This is a genomic window from Psychrobacillus sp. L3, from assembly GCF_042945595.1.
GTDB lineage: Bacteria > Bacillota > Bacilli > Bacillales_A > Planococcaceae > Psychrobacillus.
In genome coordinates this window covers 701763-726314 of record NZ_CP168493.1, presented here as the reverse complement: position 1 = coordinate 726314, position 24552 = coordinate 701763, and the positions used below count along the sequence as shown (strand labels likewise).

General features: G+C 37.3%; 25 protein-coding genes. 5 read left to right on the top strand and 20 right to left on the bottom strand.

Annotation, left to right across the window (positions count from 1 at the left end; all coding sequences use genetic code 11):
- Nucleotides 1-115: 115 nt before the first annotated feature.
- The 10 genes from ACEPXD_RS03580 to ACEPXD_RS03535 form a co-directional block, all read right to left on the bottom strand.
- Entirely contained in the window at nt 116-1183 is a 1068-nt protein-coding gene (locus tag ACEPXD_RS03580; protein WP_391120020.1) for a hypothetical protein, read from the bottom strand.
- Entirely contained in the window at nt 1180-1956 is a 777-nt protein-coding gene (sigI, locus tag ACEPXD_RS03575; protein ID WP_391120018.1) for an RNA polymerase sigma-I factor, read from the bottom strand. The genes ACEPXD_RS03580 and sigI overlap by 4 nt, the downstream gene beginning before the upstream one ends.
- A gap of 86 nt (nt 1957-2042) precedes the next feature.
- The gene (locus ACEPXD_RS03570) at nt 2043-2831 is read right to left on the bottom strand and encodes a hypothetical protein (RefSeq protein ID WP_391120016.1); all 789 of its coding nucleotides are present in this window, start codon (nt 2829-2831) and stop codon (nt 2043-2045) included.
- Nucleotides 2832-3089: 258 nt separating this feature from the next.
- Complete coding sequence (locus tag ACEPXD_RS03565) at nt 3090-4007, bottom strand: DMT family transporter (RefSeq protein WP_391120014.1); 918 nt, start codon at nt 4005-4007, stop codon at nt 3090-3092.
- Nucleotides 4008-4334: 327 nt separating this feature from the next.
- Complete coding sequence (locus ACEPXD_RS03560; RefSeq protein WP_391120012.1) at nt 4335-5594, bottom strand: efflux RND transporter periplasmic adaptor subunit; 1260 nt, start codon at nt 5592-5594, stop codon at nt 4335-4337.
- Nucleotides 5591-6268, bottom strand: coding sequence for a hypothetical protein (locus ACEPXD_RS03555; RefSeq protein WP_391120011.1), 678 nt, complete (start codon nt 6266-6268; stop codon nt 5591-5593). The genes ACEPXD_RS03560 and ACEPXD_RS03555 overlap by 4 nt, the downstream gene beginning before the upstream one ends.
- A 15-nt stretch (nt 6269-6283) precedes the next feature.
- Entirely contained in the window at nt 6284-7669 is a 1386-nt protein-coding gene (locus ACEPXD_RS03550; RefSeq protein ID WP_391120009.1) for a S41 family peptidase, read from the bottom strand.
- A 265-nt stretch (nt 7670-7934) separates the two neighbouring features.
- Nucleotides 7935-8747 (bottom strand): flagellin, encoded by an 813-nt coding sequence (locus ACEPXD_RS03545; protein WP_391122982.1) that lies wholly within the window; start codon nt 8745-8747, stop codon nt 7935-7937.
- Between the two features lie 460 nt (nt 8748-9207).
- Nucleotides 9208-9648 (bottom strand): transcriptional regulator, encoded by a 441-nt coding sequence (locus ACEPXD_RS03540; RefSeq protein ID WP_391120007.1) that lies wholly within the window; start codon nt 9646-9648, stop codon nt 9208-9210.
- 118 nt (nt 9649-9766) lie between these two features.
- Nucleotides 9767-10216 (bottom strand): hypothetical protein, encoded by a 450-nt coding sequence (locus ACEPXD_RS03535; protein WP_391120005.1) that lies wholly within the window; start codon nt 10214-10216, stop codon nt 9767-9769.
- Nucleotides 10217-10317: 101 nt separating this feature from the next.
- Between ACEPXD_RS03535 and ACEPXD_RS03530 the strand changes: the two genes are divergently transcribed.
- The 3 genes from ACEPXD_RS03530 to ACEPXD_RS03520 all read left to right on the top strand — a co-directional run bounded on the left by ACEPXD_RS03530 (nt 10318) and on the right by ACEPXD_RS03520 (nt 15188).
- Complete coding sequence (locus ACEPXD_RS03530) at nt 10318-10707, top strand: helix-turn-helix domain-containing protein (protein ID WP_391120003.1); 390 nt, start codon at nt 10318-10320, stop codon at nt 10705-10707.
- 192 nt (nt 10708-10899) lie between these two features.
- Nucleotides 10900-12480, top strand: a complete 1581-nt coding sequence (locus ACEPXD_RS03525) for a hypothetical protein (RefSeq protein WP_391120002.1) — start codon at nt 10900-10902, stop codon at nt 12478-12480.
- On the top strand, nt 12477-15188 hold the full coding sequence (locus ACEPXD_RS03520) for a DEAD/DEAH box helicase (protein WP_391120000.1): 2712 nt from the start codon (nt 12477-12479) through the stop codon (nt 15186-15188). Before ACEPXD_RS03525 ends, ACEPXD_RS03520 begins: the two co-directional genes overlap by 4 nt.
- Nucleotides 15189-15316: 128 nt before the next feature.
- On the opposite strand, the gene ACEPXD_RS03515 is transcribed toward ACEPXD_RS03520, so the two are convergent.
- Nucleotides 15317-15712, bottom strand: a complete 396-nt coding sequence (locus tag ACEPXD_RS03515; protein ID WP_391119998.1) for a single-stranded DNA-binding protein — start codon at nt 15710-15712, stop codon at nt 15317-15319.
- Nucleotides 15713-15996: 284 nt separating this feature from the next.
- On the opposite strand from ACEPXD_RS03515, the gene ACEPXD_RS03510 reads away from it, so the two are divergent.
- On the top strand, nt 15997-16428 hold the full coding sequence (locus tag ACEPXD_RS03510; RefSeq protein WP_391119996.1) for a YwpF family protein: 432 nt from the start codon (nt 15997-15999) through the stop codon (nt 16426-16428).
- A gap of 58 nt (nt 16429-16486) precedes the next feature.
- Here the strand turns inward: ACEPXD_RS03510 and ACEPXD_RS03505 are convergent, their stop codons facing one another.
- The 9 genes from ACEPXD_RS03505 to spoIID all read right to left on the bottom strand — a co-directional run bounded on the left by ACEPXD_RS03505 (nt 16487) and on the right by spoIID (nt 23198).
- Entirely contained in the window at nt 16487-16834 is a 348-nt protein-coding gene (locus ACEPXD_RS03505) for a hypothetical protein (protein WP_391119994.1), read from the bottom strand.
- A gap of 158 nt (nt 16835-16992) precedes the next feature.
- Nucleotides 16993-17433 carry a 3-hydroxyacyl-ACP dehydratase FabZ gene (fabZ, locus tag ACEPXD_RS03500; RefSeq protein WP_391119992.1) on the bottom strand — a complete coding sequence of 147 codons (441 nt, stop codon included), beginning with the start codon at nt 17431-17433 and terminating at the stop codon, nt 16993-16995.
- Between the two features lie 21 nt (nt 17434-17454).
- A complete protein-coding gene (locus tag ACEPXD_RS03495) occupies nt 17455-17715 on the bottom strand; it encodes a DNA-directed RNA polymerase subunit beta (protein WP_391119990.1) in 261 nt (86 codons plus the stop codon).
- Between the two features lie 24 nt (nt 17716-17739).
- On the bottom strand, nt 17740-18579 hold the full coding sequence (locus ACEPXD_RS03490) for a flagellar hook-basal body protein (RefSeq protein WP_391119988.1): 840 nt from the start codon (nt 18577-18579) through the stop codon (nt 17740-17742).
- Between the two features lie 21 nt (nt 18580-18600).
- The gene (locus ACEPXD_RS03485) at nt 18601-19440 is read right to left on the bottom strand and encodes a flagellar hook-basal body protein (protein WP_391119986.1); all 840 of its coding nucleotides are present in this window, start codon (nt 19438-19440) and stop codon (nt 18601-18603) included.
- A gap of 82 nt (nt 19441-19522) precedes the next feature.
- Nucleotides 19523-20515: a rod shape-determining protein gene (locus ACEPXD_RS03480; RefSeq protein ID WP_391119984.1), complete on the bottom strand. Its 993-nt coding sequence runs from the start codon at nt 20513-20515 to the stop codon at nt 19523-19525.
- A gap of 726 nt (nt 20516-21241) precedes the next feature.
- Nucleotides 21242-21517 (bottom strand): sporulation transcriptional regulator SpoIIID, encoded by a 276-nt coding sequence (locus ACEPXD_RS03475; RefSeq protein ID WP_391119982.1) that lies wholly within the window; start codon nt 21515-21517, stop codon nt 21242-21244.
- Nucleotides 21518-21586: 69 nt separating this feature from the next.
- Nucleotides 21587-22243, bottom strand: a complete 657-nt coding sequence (locus tag ACEPXD_RS03470) for a peptidoglycan DD-metalloendopeptidase family protein (RefSeq protein ID WP_391122979.1) — start codon at nt 22241-22243, stop codon at nt 21587-21589.
- A 4-nt stretch (nt 22244-22247) separates the two neighbouring features.
- Nucleotides 22248-23198: a stage II sporulation protein D gene (gene spoIID / locus ACEPXD_RS03465; RefSeq protein ID WP_391119980.1), complete on the bottom strand. Its 951-nt coding sequence runs from the start codon at nt 23196-23198 to the stop codon at nt 22248-22250.
- Between the two features lie 379 nt (nt 23199-23577).
- On the opposite strand from spoIID, the gene ACEPXD_RS03460 reads away from it, so the two are divergent.
- A complete protein-coding gene (locus tag ACEPXD_RS03460; RefSeq protein WP_391119978.1) occupies nt 23578-24435 on the top strand; it encodes a nuclease-related domain-containing protein in 858 nt (285 codons plus the stop codon).
- Nucleotides 24436-24552 lie beyond the last annotated feature (117 nt).

The window sequence follows — 24552 nt, the reverse complement described above, 5'->3', positions numbered from 1 at the left end:
TGCCTCGATGCTATTATTACAGAATTATTACGGGTGCCTGGCACCAGCAATAATTCTGTAACAAAAAAAGAGCGAACTTTTGAAAGTTGCTCTTTGGTAGTTGGGTTTATTTTATTTAGTCATCTTCGCCTTGATCGTCCTGATCTTGATGTTTTTCTTCCTTCTCTTTTTCTTTCTCTTTTTGTTTTTCCTTCTCTTTTTGTTTCTCTTCTTGTTTCTTTTGTTCGTTCTTTTGTTCTTTTTCTACTTTTTCTCTCTCTTTCTCTCTTTCTTTTTCCTTTTCTTTCTCTGCTTTTTCTTTAGCTTTGATTAGATTTTCTTGTTGTTTTTCTTGTTCTTTTGTTTGTTTCTCTTTTTGTTTTTCTAGTTGTTCTTTCATTTTTGCTTGTTCTTTTAATTGTTGTTCTTGTTCTTTTGTTTTTTCATTAGTTTCATTTCTATTTTCGTTCTTTTCTTTGGATGGTGTGTAGTTATCCTTGTTATTGTCTTTTGGATTATTATTAGTTGTGTTTTTTATATAGGTGTCGAGTTTTATTCTTTCGGTATTTATTTGATGTTCTTTGTGTTTGAGCTTTTGAATGGAGGTGTTTTGTTTGTTGGCTTCGTTTCGTTCTTCCACGGTACTTTCTTTTATTAGGAGAACTTTTTCCTTATGCTCGTTATTAATTTCTTCAACTGCATTTTCAATCATTTCTCTCATATCGACTGAATGTTTTTTACTTTCGTATACAGTCGTTATCGCTAGTTGTTTGGAAACTGGGCTCATTTGCTTTATCGCTTTTTCAAGCACGAAGTCAAATGGGTGTCCTTCCCAATCTTCAAACTCAATTGGAGTTTCAGTTAAAGTACGGAGGGTCACTACTAGGCCGTTTTTATTTACCCCTAACTCTACTGCGCTTCTTCCGTTTAGTTGAACAAAGGCTAAAGCTTTTTCTGGATTAGGTATGAATGATACGACGACAAAAATGAAAAGCATTGCTGCTACAAGAACTGGTCCTAATATGGAGGGTTTGAACCACTTTCTACGTTGGGTCGTAGTCTCAAATAAGTGAAAGTGCGCTTCTTCTCCTATTTCGGGATTCGTTCCTAAAGGAGTTCCTCGGAGAAATTCGCCTTCTTTCGTAATGAAAACGCTATATTTAATTTTCTTTTCGCAAACAATGCCTTTATATACGCGCATCATACGATTTCTCCTTTGACATATTCTTTTATATAAACGAAATCACTTTTTAATAATAAGACAACGGCAATTATATATTTTCTTTGCCGTTCAAGTGTTTTGCGAGATACCTCGACGATTTCTTCGATTTCTTTCAATGGGAGACGTTTATTATTTATTAAGTAATCATAGAATTCTTCTGTTTCTGCAATAATTTGTGCAGTTTGAAAAGCTGTTCTTCTAGCATCCGCATGCTTTGGTGCTGCTTTTGTTAGCTCTTCAAAAGATAAACCAAACTTCCGCATTAAATGGGTGTAGCGAATTATCTCTTCTCTTCTGGCTTCTGCTTGTTGTTCTATGGTATAAATATTAATTGCTTGCTCGTCGAATAATTGTTGATGCTCAGTTGAAGCATCTTCTTTCAACGTATGTATGAGTAAAACCTTTTCTTTTCGTGCGGATTCTTTTCGAATAAAGTCAATGATGCGTCTCTTTATTATTAAATGTGCATAAGTTTGCAAGGAAGCTGTTTCTTTTGGATTAAAACTCATTATAGCTTCGTGAAATCCGTTCATGGCCACACTAAACTCCTCATCATGTTGATCGATGGGTCTTTTACAAACAAATGAAGCTGTTTTTTTCATAAATGGGGTAAAGGCAAATAGGAGGTCATTTAAAACCTCCTGATTACCAGCTTTTGCCTTTTGAGCAAGTTCTGTCGTTATTTGTTTTTGTTTTGTTTTTTGTTTTGTGTTTTGTTTTGTTTTGAGAATTCCTTGAATAATGGACAAAAGCATACATACCCTCCCGTTCTCATTTTTTCCTTAGCCTTTAATTGTACCTGGCTGATTGGAGAATGAAAAGAGGTTATATTGAAACATGATTAATCTTCGTCATTATCTTCATTATCGTTTTCGTGCTTGTTCTTTTCGTTATGCTTGTTCTTATGTTTTTCAGCTTTGCGTGTTTCTTTTTCCTTTTCTTTCAGTTCCTTACGTAGCTCATGTTGCGCTTTTCGTAATTCTTTATCTTTTTCTTTTTGTTCTTTATGCACTTCTTTTTTAACTTCATGCTGGTTTTTAGTTGCTTCTTTCTTCTCTTCTTGCTGTTTTTTGATTGCTTCTTGCTGCTTTTTAAGAGCTTCTTTTTTTAGTTCTTCTTGTTCTTTAAGTGCTTCTTTTTTCTGTTCTTCTTGTTCTTTAAGTGCATCTTTTTTTAGTTCTTCTTGTTCTTTAAGTGCTTCTTTTTTTAATTTTTCTTGTTTTTTTGCTAGTTCTTTGGCGTCATCATTCTTGTATTCTTTTGCCGCTTCGTACTTTGCAATTAGATATTGGATCTTTAGTTTAATTTTTTCTTTTGCTTTTGGATTTTGTACATTTTCATATGCTTTGTATAAGCCCTTTAAATTGTCGTATGGGTAATCTGCTGGAATCTCAGGCAGCCCATTTTCTTGTGGATTGTTTGTTTGATTGGTCGTCTTCACTTCATTAGTTGTTGAAGGAGTAACTGGCTTCTCTGAAACTGTAGTAACTACAGTATTTTTTGCCGGTTGTTGATTTAATTTACTCAAATCTACCGTATCAAATAACTGATTGTTTGCGAATGCATACCCCGCACTTGTTACCGTTAAAGTAGTCACAAGTAATGCCGCTCCTGTTTTTTTCCATTTCATCAAATCACCTCGAATTAGATTTTGTCCTACTTTTTCTCGGACACTATATTATTCGTTTTGATGGTTCTGGTTTATGGGGGTCGGGGGTGAACTTTTTTAAAAAAGTTTTTTATTGCGTTTTAGTTTGTCACGTTTGCTAGGGTATTGGTAACTTTCAGGATGTGGTTTGTCGTGTCCATCCAATTTATAGATGCATTTTGAGTTTATTTAACTTTCTACTCTGGTTATGCTCTATTTTTATATAGAAAAAGGCGACCTTTAGGGAGTCGCCCTTTTTTGTTTGTGTTTTTTCCACAGGTCTTCGGCTGCTCCGGATCCGAGTAGGACGCCGGCTATTATGAAGATAAGTCCGATGACATGACGGAAGTTCAGAATTTCTCCAAGAAAGATCGCGGAGAGAATGAGCGAAAATACCGGGTTTAGGTTCATGAAGATAGCCGATTTTGTTGGACCTGCTTTGCCCACAGCGTAGTTATATATCAAATGCCCGATAGCTGTAGAAATGACAGCGGATGCTAAGAATAACCACCAGAAAAATGGCGTTGTTTGTGTAAATGCAGTTACTCCTCCTGGCTCTTGCACAAAGCTGATGACGATCAAAACTACTGCACCGACTAGCATCATATATGCGGTTAGAAGTCTTGGGTCGAGTGTTTTCGCTGCTTTACTTACGACCATATAGCTTAGCACTTGCGCTAATATTGCTAGGAATACGAAGAGGTCTCCAATGTTCGCTCCGTTTGATTCGCCACCCCCCACTAATATAGAAACACTTACTCCCGCAAGACCTAATACAAGTCCAAGCCATTGATATCGCGACGGGAAATATTTCAAAATAATAGCCGCTGAAATTGCCGTTAGCATAGGTCCAGTTCCTAAGATTAGTCCACCATGAGTTCCGCTTGTGATAGAAAGTCCCATATTTAGAAAATAGTGATGAAGCACTACATTCGTAAGCGCCCCTAGTAATATATATTTCCATTCCTGTTTAGTTGGCAATCGGAGCAGTTTCATTTGCCACAAAATAACTAGTACTACCAATCCTGCAGTGAGCACCCGAAACGCTGTTAAGGTGACAGGAGGAACTACGGTTACTAAATATTTGAGTATCGGTAGGTTTGCTCCCCAGGCGAACATGACGAAGACGAGCATTATATAAATTTTCCATTGTTTCATCTGAGGACCTCCTTTTTAAAAGATATATTTCGTTTTTTGGATGACTAAACAACAAATAAGATTAGCGACAGGATTACTGGCACCACTTCAGTGTGCTTCACTTTAGTATAACGAAGTTAAATTAGTATGTTAAGAGGTGTTCAGCAATTATGTAATAAAACTCATCAACACTTTCTTCTTGGGAGCATCTAAACCACAACTATAAGCACCTATCCGCGGGTCATAAGAACCTTAAAATTCTCGGTATAGCGTATTAGACCTAGAAATTTGTACTTTACAATCTATTAAAAAACAGCTTTTGCATGTGTGCAAAAGCTGTTGATTGGTTTATTTGTAGGTTAAGTAGCTTATATAGTCTTTCCAGCCTATTGCTTTGATGCTGCTCCACGCTGGAAGGTCTAATGGGAATGGCAGGAATGCGCGTGATTCTTCTCTTTTTGGTTCAGCGTTTAGTACGACCATTTCATTTTCTAAAACTTCTGATAGGATGGTAGATTGTTCTAAGTCGAACTGCATAGTTACTGGTATGCGTTCTATTATGCCATCTTTTGTTAATGTGTATATTTCGGCAGTATGCTTGGATCTATTCAGTAGCCAGTTAGATTTTACTCGTACCGCATTTTTCGCTTCATTCGTACTGATAACGGAGTTTATGTTTGCCGCATATGGCAATGTTTCTAGCGACTCATCTAATTGAATACGCACTTCGTATAAAGGGGCTTTGGCTTTATTGTCATATTGTTCGTATGCTTTAAGCCACACGGATTGAGTTGTAGGTACATCTTTTTTAGCCAAGATAGTTCCTTCTATAATACCTTTTTCATGCGCCGAGTGGTTCATTACTTTTTGCCCTTCTGCAATGTCATACCACTCTGCTTCATTTGCGAACGTCAGGACTGATTTTTCAGGCGAATAAATCGTGATGAAATTTAGTCCGTTTTTTTCTTCTATGCTTGCTACGTTTCCTTCTAATGGGCTGAGTAAAGCGAGTTTGCTTGTTTCTTGGCTCAGCTGGGTGTTGACGATTTGTAGTTTGCGATTGACTTCTGCTAGTTTTTGTTCCGTTTGGGCAATTGCCTGTGCGAAGTTTCCTTCTGGTGAGACATTGACCTCCACTTGGACATTGACGTCCATTACTTCATCCGCCGTGTTTCCAGTTGTAGATGCGTTTCCATACGATGTCGAGTTAGCTCCTGCACGGTCAGATTCAAGTGAGTCAAGTATTTGTTGCAACTGAACTTGTTCCTCTGTATACGCTTCTTGCTCGGATTCCCAAAGTGAACGCTGATTGTCGGCTGTTTCCGTTTTTAATTGCGCCAGTTCAGCGCCCACTTGGACTTTATCTCCAGGCGTTACCGTTAAATCACTGACTAAAGCTGCTTCGATGGTTACCGTAGTTTCGATTGTAGGAACTATGACCGCTTCTTTTTCAAGGTTTTTTGTGTATGTATTTTCGTGTACACGATCGTATTCACTGACATAATAGCTACGGCTCAGTTGACTATTATTTGAAAATAAAAGAATAGCATTTGTTGCAATGAAAGTGGAGACAACGATTGCAATACCGATTGTAATACCTTTATTCATGCTAGTTGCCCTCCTTCAAACCACGTTTGCAATGGGAGAACGCTAAATGTTGCCGATATTAATGCGAGAACGATTTGGACTGCTATTAATATAATGAATAGATTCCGAGCTGACATCTTCGTAAATGCACGGAGAAACTGAAATTGAATCGCAATGATCAAGGCGGTTATGAGCGTTAATTGATTGAAGAAATAAATAAAGAATTCATTTTCTATATAAGTTGCCGCTAAAGGACCGAACGAAAGTAATGAATAGTCAGTCGTATAGCCGACGATTGCAAAGATGAAAAAGATAAGTGCTTTTTCCATTAACAATAAAGCTACTACAAACAATTGCAAAACGGCCGCTTTGGACAAATCAACAGCTGTGATTTTATGGTATAAAAAGGCCATTCCGAAAAAGTGAAACGCCATGAATAGGATTGACCAAATGATTGCTCCTAATAAGGAAGCAATTCTTGCTACAGAATACGTGTCTCCATAGCCATTCACAAAAATGGTGGTAAGTCCTTCGGTATGCATTCCCCAAATATCTCGAAGTGCGTAAAGCAACATACCTAGAAATGTAACAAGCCAGACACGCTTTTCAAAATGGCGCATCGTTGCATTATTTAGCGATTCCATTAAATCATTTTGATTGAAAAGATTTTTCCAAAATCGAAATTCAAAAAACATTCCATTGTTCCCCCTCTATGGTTGAACAGTTACTTCCACATAAGCACCATTTTTCATCGCATTTCCGTTTTTTGGTTGAAATTTTGGATGGATGAGTAGTAAGTATGCTGCTCCTTTTTCTAAAAGTGCATTTGGCGTTACAACGAACTGATTTGGTGATTTTTGTTTGATTGATATAGGAACGCTGCTTGTTCCTCCGAGTTTTACCAATTCTATATTTTTCTGTTGTTTATTGTCTTCCATCTCATTTGAAAATGTAATCGTAAATGCTTTGGTTGTTGGCACATTGGATAATGTCGGTAACTTTTTATAGGTTTTATTTGCTTCTAATATTGTGTCTAAATGGGCTTTGGCAAGCTCCTTGCCTTCTGCCGTCACTACATTAGGATGGACTCCTGTTTTATGGATAATCGTTCCTTTTGGTCCGGTGAAGTTTGCTATCGTCAACTTTAAATAAGATCCATCCGACAAATTATAAAATGTCTGCATCGATCCTTTTCCGTATGTCTTTTGCCCATAAAGTGTCGCCGACTTTTGGTCAAGTAACGCTGCGGCTGTCATTTCAGACGCACTTGCACTATAGCCATTTACAAGAATTTTGGTATTTTTCGGAAATAGAGAAGTATGTGGAACTGATTTCACCAATCCAGATTGACCTGTCGTTTGAAGATAATAGGCATCTGGGCTATTTGGAAATAAACCAATCATCTCCTCTGCTGTATGTACATAACCACCACCGTTGTTCGTTAAATCCAGAATAAAAGAAGTTGCTCCTTGCTTTTGAAGCGCATTTTTTGCTTCTTGAACAAGTGTTGCCCCATCATCTGAAAACGAATTAATCCCGATATAACCGACATTTCCATAAAGAAGTTGCTTTGTCACAACAGGCACATGGAACTTCTTGCGTGTTAGCTTGTATGTTTCTTTTTTTTGAGTAGTAGGATTCCAAACTACTAGTTGAACCACAGTACCTGCTTTACCCGTTATCAGAGAAGATGCTTGCTGAATCGACATTTTTTCTGTAGAAACACCGTCTACTTCGATAATAATATCTCCTGGTATCACGCCAGCTTCAATCGCTGCTCCACCTTCAAACGTATTGACAATCTGAATACCCATTTTATGCTCTTCAATCACAACGCCAATTCCAGTTGTCGTATTATTGATAGAGCTTGTATACGCTTCAAATTCATCTTTCGTAAAATAAGTAGAATAAGGATCCAACTGTCCAATAATCGCATCAATCGTAGTTAGTTTTTGCAAGTTCGAAGGAATTTCACCTTTATAATCCTCACTTACAATTTTCTTCACTTCATCTAACGGAGCCCCGAGTACAGAAAAAGGAACAGCTAAAATACTCAAAATCATCATAATAATAGCTAAACCGGAAATCCTCTTCATTCCATTTCCCCCTTTTATAGCATATAAACCTATAATACTAGAAAATCCCTCATCCTGCCGACTTTTTGCAACGAACACTCCCCCCTTTTATTACAAGTATGTTACTGGTGCCTGGCACCAGTAACATACTTGTAACATATGAGCAGATGGAGATCAAACATAAATGGAATAGAGTTGTACAAAAATAAAAACAATCGTGGTGTCAGCTTTTCACGATTGTTTAAGAAGTATAGACATGAAAGTGCTAGTTTAGGAATCAAGCTAGTTATTTTAATAATTGCAGAATGGATTGTGCTTGTTGCATATGCAGGCTTAAGACGTATTGACCCGCTTGCATCAAAATATTAGCTTTTGTTAAAGCCATCATTTCTTTTGCGATGTCTACGTCTCGAATACGTGATTCCGCAGCAGTTAAATTTTCTTCCATATTAACTGCATTGTTGTAGGCATGTTCAAGACGGTTCGTATATGCACCCATTCGTGATCGTTCACTTGATACTTTATTTATTGCCTTATCTAGGTCTCCAATTGCCTGATCTGCAGCATCTCTTGTAGAAATTGATATATCCTTGATACCAATTGCTTCTGCACCCATATTTCCAAACGTTAGCTCGATTTGCTGTCCGGCGTTTGCCCCTGCTTGTATCTTTAAGGAGTTTTGCGAACCGTCTAGTAACGTTTTTGTATTAAATTCTGTATCTGTTGAGATTCTAGTAATCTCTTTTTTCAGTTCATCAAATTCAATTGCGAGTTGTTTACGATCATTGTCTGTTAATGTATCATTTGCTGCTTCTACACTAAGTTCACGCATACGCTGTAAAATGGAATGTGTTTCATTTAAAGCACCTTCCGCAGTTTGTACGAGGGAGATACCGTCTTGAATATTTCTCGCAGCTTGTCCTAAGCCTCTAATTTGCGCACGCATTTTCTCCGATATTGCTAGACCTGCAGGATCGTCTGCAGCACGATTGATACGATAACCAGAAGAGATTCGCTCCATGGACTTATTTGCGATCGCCCACTGAGCATTCATATTTCGAATAATGGACATCCCCGTAGAGCTCCACATCTCCAGCATTTTATCATCCCCATTCAACCTTTTCAGTTATATCGACCTTCTCCCCATTTTCTGAAGCATATGGAGATATATCACAAATATGTTACAGGTGCCTGGCACCTGTAACAATGCATCTGTAACATATTATTGAACGGATTAGATTTTGCCTTAGTTGAATAGATTTGTTGTTTTTGGGTAAACTATTTGAAACTTTTTTTATTGTTTCTCGACTTATGCAAAAATCGTGCTATTTCCCGGGAAATTTACAAGAATGGAGAGCAAAGAACATGAAAATCGACAAATTTATAAAATTAAATTGGGAGGACATTTTGTTTGGAGTACTTGGCTCTAGTGGATTTGTTTTATTTCTCTATTTTTTTACATCCTTTTAATTTTTTGCACACATAAAAACACCTATCGAAATGTATTTTTCGTTAGGTGTTTTTTAATAATAAAATATGTTCAATATTGACAGCCTCCGTTATATTTCTTTATACGCTTGTAGTTCTTGGAATAGCGCTTCATTTCTTTGGATCAATGCATAGTCTATCATTCGATCAAAATTTTCTTTTTCTAACTGCTGAATCATCTCTTCCGCGCCTTCAATTGGAAATGAGGTAGAGTCCTTTTCATCGGTTGATTCAATGATAGAAAGTAAGTGTGTATGAATATCAGAAACTAGTAATAATTGATAAAGTGGTAAACGTAAAAAACGATTTCCTTTTTGGAATACGAACACTTCCGATAAGTTCTCGACTTGCATGGTTTTTGCATTTACAATAATTTCTTTTCCTTCAACTGGAATAAAGTGAAATAATTCATCGTCTTTTTTTATAGAAAAATATTGATACGCAAAAACTAATTTTATCCGCTCATCCTCTTGTTTTATATAAAATGGTTTCATTAACTGTACAAGTAACATAATATCCCTCCTGTTTCGGAATTTTCTGATTATTGTTAGTTTATCATATTTTAAGATTTTCGTGTAGTGCAAATATAGGAAAAGCGAACACAATATGCATTCGCTTTAGAATTTTATATTATGTTAATACCTTTGCTGTTTGGGGTCTGTTTCTTCCAGTTGCATACAAGAAAAAACCGACTTTTCTAGCGCTATATCGCACTAAAAAAGTTTGAAATACTTTTTGCAGAATGATAGAGCGGGAAGGCATGACAGCACTATCTAAATAAAATGAGAGCGTTTTCTTTTGGAAATCAAGCTCTAGGTCGTAAATAGTAAAATCTTCTGCTACTATTTTTTCGATACATGTCATCTGTTGATTGGAATGACCAATAAAATACTTAACATTTCTTGTTTTAACGCCAACTATTCTTATTTCTTCTATCCACATACTTTTATGATGATCTAGAAAATCTAATAATGAAGGTATATAAAACTGTATTTTATCTACCTCTTCCACTTCCCTTCCTTTTATATTAATCCCTAATATTAACACCACTGTAATAGGATGTATATTATTTGTATACATCAAAATATGACAAGTTATTTAAAAATCGCAAATATGGCGATATTAATAGTTCTCCATTATTAATTCGATATTCTTGTTTCATTGATAAAGGAGGTAGTCACATGCCTTTTAATGAACATATTCGTGAATATCGAGAGCAATTAGATATTACACAGATCGAAGCCGCGGATCGACTTGGGATTGATCACTCAGCCTTGTCCAAATATGAATTAGGTAACCTGGAGATTCCAATACAATTATTGCCAAAACTAAGAAGTGTGTATGCAATTCCAAGGGACAAGTTTTTGGATATGCTTGAAGATACGCGTCAAAAGAGTAGTAACCCTGGTCTTGAAGCAAGAGAAAATAAAAGCCGGTATATTACAGCGCTTCAAAATGAGCTTAGGTCGGACCTTTACGATTTAAAGGAATTCCGATACTTTATAGTTCATTTAAATTCCCTTGATGTAAAAGAGGCAAAAAGGTTGTTGCTGAAAATAAATGATAAGTAAAGCTTATGTTAGTGTTTCTGCCAGATAGTTTTGCAGAAGTTCTATGGCATAGGCTATTTTTTTTGTTGTTTTTCGGACGGCGGCACTCTCGTATCTGGCGGCCGCTCCAATGTTTTTATGGGTTATGCCTTTTAATAATGCTGAGTTATACGTATAATGGAAGGAAAGCCTTTTTTCATAGGAGAGATTCGTTTGACCCTTACTTCTTACCAAAAATTAGCAGCACATTATAAAAAGTATATAGATCTGTCGATGCAAACGATACAGAAAAAGTTCCATCCTGCAATATTGGAGGATGAGGAGCTTGTTCGTCGTTCCGCATTTTTTGTGCGTAATGGTGTTGTGTCGATTACAAATTATTATCCGCAAGAGCATCGGGTTGATTTTAGTGTAAGAGATGTCAGTAATATAGAAATTACTTATCATATTTTGACGGATTCTTATAGCTGTCCTTGTCCGATGCACAAGCCATGTCGTCATATTGTTGCGTCCATTTTTTATTTGTATCAGCAAAATGATTCGCTATCTACTTGGATTTCCGATTGGCGGTCTACTGCTGACCAGGCTCAGTTGACGTTGTTGAGAGATGAGCGTAGCCCGAGGAGTTGGGATATCCTCGTTGATAACTTTTTCCGAAAATTCATTTCCAACTATCCGCCGAATAGTTTTTATCTTTTAGAATTTGCGGTCCAAGATTTAAAAAAACAAATTCGAAAGTCGCGGCCATTTGAACGGGAATGGCAACCTATTTTTGATGTGTATGTAGATCTTGTCGTTTTAATGAAAGTTTGGCCCTATTTGGAACCATTTGCGGAATCGAATATGCGCAATCGGGTACTTTATTTTCTGAAAGAATATGTGGAAGAATTAGATGATACCTTGGCACAACTGGCGTCGAAACCACGATTATTTGCTGCAGATACGTTTTATGAAGAAATGATGAAACGCGTTCGCCACTTCTATTTTGAACTGGAATCTTTCATCAGCTATCGGAAGCATGTATATTTGTCTTTTTGGGATGCGCTTGTGGTGGATAAAGCAACACGTGAAAAAGAGGTTGCTTATTTACAAACGCTTGAAAAAACAGAAGACGATATTCCTTTAAATATGGTGCTTCCCTATTTTTATATTATGTTGTCTAGAATAGATGATTTATTAAAAGCCGCTGACCTTATGGAATCAGAACAACTTTTAGAATGGGTTGAAGTGTGTGAAAAGGCTCTTCAAGCGTCCAACAAGGACTTGGCAAAAGAGCTCGCTCGAAAATTATTACCACATGTTCCTTCTTATTTAAATGAGATAGTTCTAAATCCATCCAGAGTAATGCTTATTCGCAGATTGGAAATACTATTTGATTCGATTCAATTGAAAACGAATGAACTCGAAAATTTATACCAGTCATTTGGATTGTATGGTATTCAATCTTATTCCAATTTACTCCTAAAAGAAAAACGTTACCATGACTGGATGGCGCTGCATCAATCAGCAAATTCTTCAATAGAATACGCAGAAGCATGTGGCCTTTCTATTGTCAAAGAAGAAGCTCCAGAAGTATTATTGCCACTTTACCACCACTACGCCATGCGCTTCATTTTGGAAAAAAATCGTTATAGTTACAAGCAAGCTATTCGCATTTGGAAGAAAATGAAACAAGTAGCCAAAAAAACGAATGATACGGATTTTTGGAATGAATATGTGGAGACGATTCGTGAAAAATATCGCCGTCTGCGTGCATTACAACAAGAAATAGAGAAAGGAAACTTGCCATTATGACTCAACCTTTGTCTATTAATAAAGAACTACCATTAAATGTGAACGTTACGGAAAGCGGAAATTTTCGCCTAATATGCATAGGAACACCTGCCGAACAATGGGTGCCTTCCTTGTATATTAATCATCGAGAAAGTTTCTTCGGTTTGCTCGCACAAATCGAAGAAAATGCACTAATTGCCACTCCTGTCGAAATAATGGAGTTATTCTCTGGCAAATCACATCCTTTTATTTTATTCAAAGGAGCAAACACGGATTCTGAAAGTTGGCTTCAAACATTTAGACAAGCAGCAAGCATTTGGTTGACTCCAGATTTATGGAGCCAGTTAAAATTGGATGGGGATACTATTGAAACAACTGCGTCTATTAATGAAAATGGGAAAGTTCTTTTAGCGAATGCTGTCAAACAAAAGCTCTATCAAGCAGGATTAACGATGGAAGATGTTCCTTCACTTGTTCCTTTTTTCGAACAAGGTGGATGGCCTATTAAGTCTCAAGCCACTCATCCGAATTTATTGGTCGGCTTAAGACTTTCTGAACCAGAAGCACTTGACGATACTTGGCTATTAGAAACGGTTGTTCGCGGGAAGAAAAGCAGTGTTTACTGGACCCCCGCTTTTCGGAAAAAAACTTCACCAATTAAGGATGCATTGCCGGACAAATGGGTTGAATTTAGTGCTTATATTAAGGAAACGCAAACGAAAATATTCTCGCTCATTTCTTCGATTGATCAACTAAATACCGAAACTTTCTTTTCCGCTACATTGTCGGATGAAGAGGTTCGAATCTTTCTTCGAGATGACCTTGTGAAACTACAAGCACTTGGATTCGAAATTGTTCTTCCTACTTGGTTAAAGGCTGTAAAAGAAACGAAGATGCGCGTCAAAACGATTGCCAAAACTGCGAATACGTATAAAACCGCTGCAGGTCTCAATGAAATCTTGAAGTTTGACTGGAGTTTTTCATTGAATGGTCAAGAGATTTCTTCGGAAGATTTCCAACAACTTGTCAATGAAAACCGTTCCTATATTCAAGCTGGAAATGAATGGTTCCGTATAGATGCTGCATGGTTGCACGAAATTCGGGAATTAATGAAGAAATCAGAAGATGAAAATTGGACGGTAAAAGAGCTTTTATTCCGAGAAATTCCCGAAGAAATTGCACTTGTTTTAGACGATGACGATCAGTCAAATGAAGATCCTTTATTTCAATTTGAGTTACAGAAATCACTGCAATCGCTGATGGAGCAGTTATCAGAGAAAAAAGGATTCCCAGAAGTCCAAGTTTCTCCGAATTTATTGACTTCACTTCGACCATATCAACAACTTGGACTCGAATGGCTCGTATTCATGCGAAATGAACAGTTTGGTGCTTGCTTAGCTGATGATATGGGACTTGGAAAAACGATCCAATTGATTTCCTATTTATTGCATGTACATGAGAAACAAGAGCAACCCGCTCCTTCTTTGATCATTTGTCCCACTTCCGTACTTGGAAACTGGCAAAAAGAGTTGGCAAAATTTGCTCCCTCTTTAAATGTTCAAACGCATTATGGGACTGCTCGTACGAAAGAAATCGATCAAACTGCCGACATTGTCATTACTACTTTTGGCACTGCGATGCAAGATATTGAATCTCTGCAAGCGATTGTTTGGTCCAGTATCACATTGGATGAAGCACAAAATATTAAAAATATGCATACGAAACAGTCACGCGCCATCCGCAAATTAACAGGCGCCCATCATATCGCGTTGACTGGTACACCAGTTGAAAATAGATTATCTGAATTATGGTCCATTTTTGATTTTATCCATAAAGGATATTTAGGATCATTTCGCAAGTTTCAAGAAAATTATATTGTACCGATTGAACGAGATGATTCTGATACTACCAAACATAAACTACGTGTGAAAATTCAGCCTTTCTTGTTAAGAAGAACGAAACAAGATCCAGAATTACTTCTTAACCTTCCTGAAAAGTTGGAGCAACGAGAATACTGTGCCTTAACAACCGAGCAAGCTGCCTTGTATGAATCGCTTATCCAAGAAACAGTTAGTAAACTCGACACACTATCAGGATTTGAGAAAAAAGGGCTAATTTTGAAAATGCTTAGTAAGTTAAAACAGCTTTGTAATCACCCTGCTCTCTACTTGAAGGAACCATTTGATGATGCAGATGATATGATGGAGCGTTCCGAGAAACTTGCCCGTATTGTTACACTTGCTGGAGAAATTGCAGCGCGAGGCGAGCAATGTCTCATCTTTACACAATATATTGGGATGGGTCACTTGTTGCAGCATTGTTTAACAGAGTTATATGAAATCGATGCTCCGTTTCTAACCGGCAGTATGCCGAAGAACCAGCGCGATCATTTAGTCGAAGCCTTTCAAGCAAAGGAGTTTCCTGTCTTTCTTTTATCATTGAAAGCTGGTGGAACAGGGTTAAATTTAACAGCAGCAAGTCATGTGTTGCACGCCGATCGTTGGTGGAATCCTGCCGTTGAAAATCAAGCAACGGATCGCGCTTATCGAATCGGGCAAACCAACTTTGTGCATGTGCATAAATTTATAACGATTGGTACAATTGAAGAAAAAATAGATAAGCTGCTCATCGAAAAACAAGCGTTGTCTGAAGAATTAATACACTCCAGTCAATGGATTACTGAAATGTCCGATGCCGATTTGAAGGATTTATTGACATTGTCGATTTAAGTTGGTCGATAGGTGCTCTCGAATATGCATATATTGCTAAGTTTTTACTATTTAAAAACCTGACCGCGCTTCTTCGGTCAGGTTTTTTCTCTTGTAAATCAGCGGTTTTATTGCGGTCTGCTAAGTATTTATACTGGAAGTTGATTTGATTGTGATGTTGGAAATTCGAAGTCTGCTTCTACTTTCTTCTGTTCTTGATTGTCTTCATGGTCGTCTCGTTTCTTTGTAACTAAAAATCGGATGTCCTCCACAACTACTTCTGTTACGAATACTCGCGTTCCCTCTCCTTTCTCATATGACCTCGTATTTAGCCTACCTGTAATCCCGACAAGTGAGCCTTTCCCACAATACTTTACAGTTGTTTCTGCGAGCTTTCCCCAAATCGTGCATAGCACAAAGTCCGCTTCATCCGTTTTGTATCCTTTACTTACGGCGATTACAAAACTGGTTTGTAATCTTCCCTCCGTTAAATATTTGAGTTGTGGAGCTTTTGTCATTCGTCCGATTAATGAAACTGTGTTCACCGTTTCACCTCCTTTTCTTTGATTACAACCATCATAATGGTATTCGAAATTGTTAGCAAAAGTCGAAAAAGTGATTTTAAACGCTTTTTATTCATGAAAATGAAGTTGTTTGCCTCGCAATTTTTAGCAAACCCTGTACATTCAGCTTTTTGCAATATCAAAAATGGAAATTTGGTATTTTTCAAAAAAAATTAACTTGCTACTTCCTCCCTATGAATCGACACTGCCTAATTTCTTCTTATGTTATAATAAATTTAATGAAATCCTTCTGAAGGAGAATGTAGATGAAAACATTTAAGATGATGTCGGTTGATATTATTCGTGATCAAGAGATTTATCCTATTTCAATTGAAGATGGCATTGTGATCAATCAAGAGAATATAAGTCGATCCTGGATATTGGAGCTTTTTGTGGATAAAAAATACGAGGCACTTTTTAAAGGTTTCCAGACCTCGAATGAAATAATCATTGCAAAAGTTGTTATTTCTTATCCTGAAAATGAACCTGCTCATTTTGAGGTAGTAACTTACTCAGTGAAGGAAATTGGTCAGCATATTTCTGTCTTACTAAAAGGAACTTTAAAACGAGTAAGAAGAAAATACGCAGAGTCATTACTTTCTGAATTAATAGAGGATGGTTTTAGTGGGGAAGAACTCTTGGCAAAATTTGAACATGACATGAAAATTAGACCTTCCTTAAAAAAAGATCAAAATTAAAAAAGGCTGACTCAAAATTTTTTAATTGAGTCAGCCTTTTCATTAGATTTACTAATTGTTATTTTGTTTTCACTTTCACATCTTCTTTAATAACTTCTGTGTTAGGAACAGTTTCATTTATCACGTTGCCGTCCGGAACAACATTTGGTCCCACATTATTTACACCATTGTTACCATTAACGCCATTCGTTCCATTCATACCATTTGTACCATTCATTCCTTTATTGTAAGTTCTAGGAGATGGTGTATTCACTTCTGGCGTAGTTAGGTTTGGATTGACTCGGTCTACACCCTCACGAACGTCTTGCATTGGTGTTTCATTTTTGGTAGGAACTGTTTTGTTAGTATTACATCCGACTAATAAAAGAGAACACATTGCCACTGCAGGAACGGCTTTTTTCCACATAAAAAAATTCCTCCTTTCTTGGATATCTTCATCACACGTATGTGACTTACGATAGGTTGTCCAGGAAAGGAAAGAAATATCCTAAGGCAATTATGCCTTTTTTTTTCAATTGAAAAAGGAAAGTAGAATATCTTCGAGCTTACGGAGGAATACTATTGTTATTCTTGTTCTACAACGGGACCTAACGCGAAAAGGATGTCCGCTTCACAAACAAGTTCGCCGTCTACCGTAGCAATACCATGTCCCTTGCCCATTGCACCACGTAATTTGGTAAGTTCTACTTCTAGTTTTAATTGATCGCCTGGTTTGACTTGGCGTTTAAATCGGCAATTGTCGATACCTGTAAAGAAAGCAAGTCTTCCTTTATTTCCAGGTATTTGAAGAACGGCTACTGCTCCAACTTGTGCTAAAGCTTCTACTATTAAAACTCCCGGCATTACTGGATATCCTGGGAAATGCCCATTAAAAAATTCTTCATTGATGGTAACATTTTTTAAACCTACTGCTCGTTTTCCTTCTTCCACTTCTAGAATTCGATCTATCATTAAGAATGGATAACGATGAGGTAAAAGTGCTTGAACTTGTTCTGTTGTTAACATGGTCTTCCCTCCAATATTCACCTATTTACCGTCTTTAATATCTAATATATGCTGATATGTCTCCCATTTTAGTGCATCTTTTGTAGTTCCACTGCCTATTACACCGTATCCAACCATTAACCCAGCAGCTGCTGCACCAAAAAAAAGTGCGATGATTATTAGTATACGCAGCCAAATAGGGAACATACGAATTTGCACCCAATAGGTTCTTTTCGATTCAGCTTTTTTTGCATGTTCCAATTTTCGTTGTCGTCTGCCAGAAATTTTTATTTCTTCTGTCATACACTTAACTCCTTACTAGGAAGATTATCTAATTCCATTAATCAGACCCATCATTTGGTCTGCTATTGTTATCGATCTTGCATTAAACTGATACGAACGCTGTGCCGTCATTAACTCGGTCATCTCTTTTGATATATCCACGTTAGACATTTCTAATTGTTGGTTTGCAACGGAGATGTCACCACGATTAGCACCTTGAAGGTTCGTTATAACGTCTTGTGCATTTACACCTAACTCCGCCAAATTAGTTGGCAACTTAATATACGTCTCGGATAGGTGCTCCATTAGCTGAGGCTTTTGTAAAACGGAAACCGCTAATTCTTTTTTGACAGTGGAACCATCCGGGTACGTAGCAGTTAATATGCCCGTTTCATTGACAGAAAAGCTTGAAACGTTATCTGGAATAGTTATTGCTTGTCCTGCAGAATCTGCAACTGGATAGCCATCGCCAGTTACAAGCATTAAGCTACCATTTTCTATAGGTGAAACATAAAAAGCACCTTGACGAGTATATGCTGTTTGTTGTCCATTTTCACCATCTGGCATTAAAACATTAAAATATTGTTTCGGTTCTTGGAAAGCAAAATCTAAATCTCGCCCGGTAGATTGCAAGCTTCCCTGTTTCCAGTTCATCGTTGTTTGCGCTAGTGATGCTCCGACTCCATAACGAATACCTGTAGGAGATTGACGCGCTACTTTATCCAACTTGTCATTATTAAATTGTTGATAAAGTAGCTCTTGAAATTTTACATCCTTCGCTTTATAGCCATGCGTATTAGAGTTCGCCAGATTATTCCCGATTATATCTAACTGACTCTGAAGCTGTGTCATTGTATTAGTAGCTGTAATCATTGTACGTAACATTCCAGAAGCCTCTTTTCATCGTTAGTTTACACGTCCTACTTCGTTTACCGCTTTTTGCATGCTTTGGTCGTATGCTTGCAGAATTTTTTGATTTGCTTCAAAAGCTCTGTACGCCGTAAGTAGATCCGTCATGGTTCTCGCAGAATCGACATTCGAACGCTCGATAAAACCTTGTTGCATCGAAAAACGAACGTTTGCTGAATTATAGGCGGAAGGCAAATTTGCGCCGTCTGCAGTTCTAAATAATCCATTATCCTGTTTCATCAATGCTTCAGGCTTTGCTGCAAATGAAACCCCTATTTGTGCAACCGCTTGATCATTTACATAAATTTGACCATCACTTGCTACTCGAAAATCATCATTTTGAAGCTGTATACGCTGTCCGTTTGCATCAAGGACGAATAACCCTTGCGCATTCGTTAAAAAGCCTCCAGGATCCAATGTGAAGCTCCCATTACGAGTATATGCTTCCCCTTCAACTGGATGTTGTAAGCGATAAAATACAGCACCTGTTTGCCCAGTTTGTGCGTCTTTCGGTAATTCACCATCGATTAATGCAATATCTGTATTTAGTTCGGTTTCTTGAAGCTGTCCTTGCTCCAATAAAGCAATTGTTTCTTGCATGTAAACACCCGTTCCGAGTGCTCCCACGCCTGTTGCATATTTTCCTTTGATAGGCGTTTCAGTCGGAATATTAGATGGTCCAAGTTTGGATAAAAACATTTCTGGAAATGATCTAATCACCGACTGATCTGCTTTATAACCAGGCGTATTGGCATTTGCCATATTATTTGTCAGTAATTCCGTTCTACGCTGCTGTGCAATCATGCCGGATGCAACTGTATGAAATCCACGAAACATAAAGAAACCTCCATTCTCTTGTCATTTTGGCTGTGCTTCTGCGCAAGCTAGTAGCAGAAGAACTTTTTCATTACTTTTCTATTTATCTTCTGGAGATTTTATCAATATTATCTAACATTATTCCTGTTCCAATTGCGACACAGTCCATTGGGTTCTCCGCTACAAATACCGGTACTTTCAATTCTTCCACAAGAAGTTGATCCATCCCATGTAAAAGTGCACCACCACCAGTGATTATAACTCCGCGGTCAATAATATCAGCAGATAATTCTGGCGGTGTTTTTTCTAAAACATTTTTTGCGGCTTGTACAATAACAGATACTGATTCACGCAAAGCTTTTTCAATTTCTTTCGAAAGTATCGTAATGGTTCTAGGAAGACCTGTAACCATATCGCGACCACGAATATCCATCTCTTCATGTCGACTATTTGGAAATACAGTTCCAATTTCAATTTTAATATTTTCAGCAGTTCGTTCGCCAATTAAAAGCTTGTACTCTCTTTTAATATATTGAAGGATGTCATTATCAAAAACATCTCCTGCAATTTTAATAGATTCAGAAGTAACGATATCTCCCATAGAAAGGACAGCTACATCTGTAGTACCTCCTCCGATATCGACAACCATATTACCGCTTGGTTGAAAAATATCCATTCCAGCGCCGATTGCTGCAACTTTTGGTTCCTCTTCCAAATACACTTTTTTACCGCCCGATTTTTCCGCTGCTTCTCTTATTGCTTTTTGTTCCACACTTGTAATATTCGTAGGACAGCATATTAATATTCGAGGTTTGGATAAAAATCCTTTTACGTTTAATTTATTAATAAAGTGTTTAAGCATTGCTTCCGTTACATCGAAATCTGCAATTACTCCATCTTTTAGGGGTCGAATTGCCACAATATTACCTGGCGTCCTACCAACCATTTGTCGTGCTTCCTCACCTACAGCTAGCACCCTATTGGTATTTTTATCTATCGCAACAACGGATGGTTCATTTAAAACAATCCCTTTACCTTTTACATGAATTAATACGTTCGCAGTACCTAAGTCGATTCCTATATCCTTCGCAAACATTAACAGCTTTTCTCCTTCCCTGTCCAACCGAATTTATATGTATATTTCGATATGTCTCTAACTTATAATTTTATCATAGTTTTGGAATAAATACACTTTTTTTATTGACAAAGTAACCGCTTTCTTTCCAGATGAAATGAACTGTGGAAGGAGACTACCGTTCGAGAATATTTGGATCGTGCCCAAGACCAATACCATGTTACCTGAGACCAATTGCTCTCTCCTTCATAAAATTAAGCAAATAGCACAACTTACTTGAAATTTATGGCTGTTCGAGACCATTTGACACGTAGACAAGACCAAATCCTCCGTAGCCGAGACCAATTTCGTGTTATCCGCAACCAAATCCGCTTGACCCGAGACTAATTTCTCCCTCCTTCATAAAATTAAGCAAATAGCACAACTTACTTGAAATTTATGGCTGTTCGAGACCATTTGGCGCGTACGCGAGACTAAATCTGTGTGACCCGAGACCAATTTCATGCTACCCGCAACCAAATCCGCTTGACCCGAGACTAATTTCTCCCTCCTTCATAAAATTAAGCAAATAGCACAACTTACTTGAAATTTATGGCTGTTCGAGACCATTTGGCGTGTACGCGAGACTAAATCTGTGTGACCCGAGACTAATTTCAAGTTATCCGCAACCAAATCCGCTTTACTCGCAACCAAACCAACTAATTAGCTTTCAATAAACCTAGCAAACAGAAAAAAAGCCGCGATTCGTTACAAATCACGACCTTTCCCATCTTCCATTTTAGATTTCCATTTTCGTTTCGTTGCTTCTCCACCTCGCAAATGCCTGACCGATTTATGATACGCAAGAATTTCTTTTACTTCTTTTGCTAATTGCGGATCTACTAAATGGAGTCTTTCCGTCAAATCCTTATGAACTGTGCTTTTAGAATGACCGGTTGTGCTCGCGATGGCACGGACAGTTTTCTTAGTTTCAATAACCATTTCACCAAGACGTATGCATCTATGACGTATCGTTTCGTGCACTAACTCTTCCTTTCGTTAGTAAAGGAACACTTTTCATCACTTTATGCATACGTATCGGTTTTTATGAATTTAAAACGCTAGTTTTGATTCTGGATTGATCAGAACGCCGTCTTCTAAAACATCAAATTGCAAGTGATTACCTGCAGTTGGATTCCATTCACTCTCAGACGATGTTGCTAATGCTTGTCCTTGGTCCACTACATCCCCAACTTTTACTAGAATGCCAGTGACCGAACGATATTTTGTTTGCATACCATTTGCGTGGGATAAGACTATTTCATCGCCTTCAAATGGGTCTAAATTAACTTCTTCTACTGTTCCACTCATGGCAGCTATTACTTCGAATGGTTCACCTTTCATCGACAAAGATACACCCGTACTTGTTCTGTATTGTTGATTGAACACAAGTATTGATTTTTCTCGTGTCGCTTCATCAGCGTCCATGTCATAATAATGTTGCACAACTTCGATGCTATCTTGCAGCGTCTCTTTGAAAGGATACTTCATGGATTCTGATTGGGCGTTGGTCTCGATGGTCACTTTATCAGGATCTCCAGCCTTGGTCCATTCCCCTGCCGTATCGGATTTTACATACACGTTGTAACCCCAAATCATTCCAACGAATGCTACCGAAAATCCCGCATAAATTAGTGGCCAAAACCACGGTTTTTTCGGATTTTTATTCTTCTGAGAAGGCTTGTTCGATTGTTCTTCTCTCATTTTCATCACCTCAATTGCTATTCTTTGCATTTGTAGGAGATTTTAAACATGTTGAAAATATTTTTATTTCTGTTCCTTTATAATAGTGAAGTAAAATGTCGTGAGCCTTTACAGAATCATGCGCTAACACTTCTGCGCCATATTGACTCATACCTACCCCATGCCCATATCCGACCGTTTCTACTACAACTTTATCATGCTGAAAGGAAATGGTGAAATCGGTGGAAGGTAGTCCAAGTAATGTACGTACTTCTCTGCCTGACCATGTTTTGCCGATCATTTGAATAGACTTCACTCGGTTAGAATCCGTTTTTGTCACTCGAAATGTTTTCGCCATGCTATCAGACCATTGCAATCCAAAAGCATTTGCCCATTCTTTATTTGTAAATTCGAATTGCTTTTTAACATTTGGTGAAAAAAGTTCTTCCGATTTGCTAGGGACTGAAACTAAATATGGAATCGCATAGCCACTATAGCTTTCTGCACTTTCCGTTTGCCCGTTACTCGTGGAAAAGAACATCGCCGTGATCAGTTGATCTTTATATACAATAATTTCTCCTTCAGTAGATGCGACAATACGTTGGAGTTTAGCTTCATATTCGTCGAAGGAGGCCCCCCATTTTTTCTTACGTTCTTCTTCGCTGGCAAACACTTGCTTTTGCACCGTTTTAGATATTGCCTTATCTCCGTAATTTGTTTCCCGCAACACATAGGTCCGTGCAGCAATCGTTTGTGCCTTTAAAGCTTCTTCATGGAACGAAATTGGCATCTCCGCAGCTACGACTCCTAAAACATATGTTTCGAGAGGAATTTTCTCTAGTTCCCCTTTCACTTCGATTAGTATTGGACATTCAATTTCGAAATCTAACTCCAACTTAGGTGCAGGTTTTTCTTTGATTAATAAAAACGGTAATAACAAGAGACCGATGCAAAGTAATAATAAGAGAATGTTTTGTTTCATAGAGGTACTATATGCAGGAGGTTGGGGGAAAATGAACGAGTGTTACGAGACTTGTTTTGATTCAAGGAAATGTTATCCATAAAATAGCGTAATATGTATAAGGGTGACCAATTCTATTAGGAAAGCAACTAATTTATTTTTCAAACTGCCAAAATGGAATTTTGTAGCGCTTTTATTGTCCAAAATACGATTTTGAAACCAATTTTATGTAAAATACAGTGCGAAAATGGAATTTTGGTGATTTCTATCTATCCATAATAATATGATACTCTTTGCTTGAGGTGACATAATGATAGCAAAAAAATATTCAGCTTCCCTATACGTAAAAGCACTACGTACTCTGCATAAACGGATGCCAAGAAACCATCCAAAATATGTGATGATTAAAGATGAATACTATCAAAAACTTGCTGGTGAAATTGGAGAAGAAGTAGTGATGAAAGTTATAGAACAATTGAAATTGCCCTATAAGTTTTATGCTTTTCATAATTTATCGTTAAACGGAGAATCGCTTTTTCAAATGGATATATTAATAATTACTCCATACTATGCATTAATTTTCGAAGTAAAAAATATTAATGGCGAGATTACATTTACTGAACAACAAATGCAAAGAAAACTTGAATCAAATAAAACTCACTCTTATGAAAGTCCAGTTCTTCAGTTAGCAGAATATGAGTTTCAATTGAATCAAATTTTTAAAGATTCTGGTATCATTTTACCTATTTATGGAGCACTCGTTTTCGCGTTTGCCACAAGCAATATCAAAGTTCCACCAACAAATAAAACCTTATTGTTTCGTAGAGGTATTAAACCTTATATTAGAAACATACAAACCAACTCTCCCATTCTAAACGAAGCCGAACTGGATAACTTAAAGGAATATATCCTTAAAGCAAATATCGAGTTTCACCCCTTCCCAATAAGCAACTACTATGAAATAGATCTTAATGACATTCAAAAAGGAGTTGAGTGTATCCATTGCGGTTTAATTGGAATGAAAAAGTTACCTCAAAATTGGTTTTGTCCAAGATGCAAAATCTTTCACAGAAAAGCACATGAACAAACAATGGAAGAATATTTTCTAATCTATAAAAGTACTATTTCAAATATCGAATGTCAACACTTTTTACAATTAAACAATAAACACCAAGCAACAAGAATATTGAAAAATAGCATGCTAATAAAAACCGGTCAATCTAGAAATACAAAATACAGTGCCATATTTCCGAAATAAATACACAATCAAAAATCATAGGAATACCAAATTAAAGTATTTCTATAAACCCAAAAATATAGCACTTCGAGACCAATTCATATATATCCGAGACTAATTCCATCAAAGTCGAGACCA